We start from the raw sequence: 1,177 nt of genomic DNA, 5'->3' as shown, positions 1-1,177 counted from the left end.
CGGTCCCACAGGAACCAGAAGCGCTTCTGGCCGGGCGCGCCGAACAGGTACAGCACCATGGTGTCGTTGAGGCTGATCCGGCCGAAGTCGAAGGCGACGGTGGTGGTCGACTTCGCGGCGACGCCGCTGGTCTCGTCGATGCCGACGCCGGCCTCCGTCATCACCTCCTCGGTGTTCAGCGGCCGGATCTCGCTCACCGAGCGGACCAGCGTGGTCTTGCCGACGCCGAAGCCGCCCACGACGACGATCTTCAGCCCGGTTTCCGCCGCGTCGGCCAGTGGCGTGCGGTGGGCGGGCAGCTCAGAGATTGCGGAGCCCATGGAGCACTTCCTTGAGAAGGGCGGGGTCGGGGAGCGAGGGGTTCACGGGTGGGTGGCGTGCGGTGATCCGGCCGGTGTCGAGCAGGTCGGCCAGCAGGATGCGGACGACCGTGATCGGCAGTTCCAGCTCGGCGGAGATCTCCACCACCGAGGTGGGGTGCCGGCACAGGGTCAGGATGCGGCTGTGCTCCGACTGCATGCCCGTGGCCGGCTGGCACTCCGCGACGATGAGCGTGACCAGGTCCAGGGTGTCGTCGACGCTGCTGCGTCCGTTCGTGACCGTGTAGAGCCGGTCGGGGGCACCGGTGTCCACCGGCTTGCGGGTCACGGCCGGGTACTCCCCTGGAACGGCTGCCTGGGCGCGGCCCGCAGATGCTCGCCGATCTTGTCGACCAGCCCGGTCATCTCCTCACCGAGGCGGCCGGGGTCGGCGTCCTCGGCGGCGACGACCGCGAGGTGCGCGCCCTCACCGGCGCCGACGATGCACAGCAGGCCGCCGTGGAAGGCGGTCATGGCGTGGAGCACGCCGCCGGAGCCGTCGCCGAACTCCACGGACGCGCCGTGGGACAGGGCCTGGAGGCCGGAGCAGATCGCGGCGAGCTGGTCGGCCTGGTCCGCGGCCAGGTCGGGGGTCCAGCACAGCTTGAGGCCGTCGCGTGAGAGGACCAGGGCGTGCCGGGCACCGGGCGTCTGCTCCAGCAGGTTCTGCAGTAGCCAGACGAGGCTGTTGTCGGTGGTCTGCATGATGGGTGATGGGACGGTGGTGTCCGGCTGTTGGGTCACCGGCCCGTTCCTCCAATCTCATGGGCACGAGGGGGGTGTGGCTGCCGGGCGCGGGCCCGGCAGCCACACCCCCC

3 protein-coding genes are annotated in these 1,177 nt (G+C 71.0%); all 3 read right to left on the bottom strand.

The annotated features are described in order from the left end of the window. Window positions 1-320: GTP-binding protein (locus tag CCN33_RS30465; RefSeq protein ID WP_208622007.1), on the bottom strand; the 320-nt coding region annotated here is incomplete at its 3' end. Beyond that, window positions 301-648 carry a DUF742 domain-containing protein gene (locus CCN33_RS30460; RefSeq protein WP_086696503.1) on the bottom strand — a complete coding sequence of 116 codons (348 nt, stop codon included), beginning with the start codon at window positions 646-648 and terminating at the stop codon, window positions 301-303. The genes CCN33_RS30460 and CCN33_RS30465, both read right to left, overlap by 20 nt. Next, the gene (locus tag CCN33_RS30455) at window positions 645-1,064 is read right to left on the bottom strand and encodes a roadblock/LC7 domain-containing protein (RefSeq protein WP_051887871.1); all 420 of its coding nucleotides are present in this window, start codon (window positions 1,062-1,064) and stop codon (window positions 645-647) included. Before CCN33_RS30455 ends, CCN33_RS30460 begins: the two co-directional genes overlap by 4 nt. Between the last annotated feature and the right edge of the window lie 113 nt (window positions 1,065-1,177).

The organism is Streptomyces recifensis, assembly GCF_002154615.1.
In the GTDB taxonomy this organism is placed as follows: Bacteria; Actinomycetota; Actinomycetes; order Streptomycetales; family Streptomycetaceae; genus Streptomyces; species Streptomyces griseoluteus.
The sequence above is the reverse complement of the archived record's forward strand: the minus strand, read 5'-3'. Positions and strand labels throughout refer to the sequence as shown.

Bases quoted from the DNA above. Each gene is read 5' to 3' on its own strand.
- CCN33_RS30455 (WP_051887871.1), bottom strand. From the start codon at position 1,064: ATGCAGACCACCGACAACAGCCTCGTCTGGCTACTGCAGAACCTGCTG.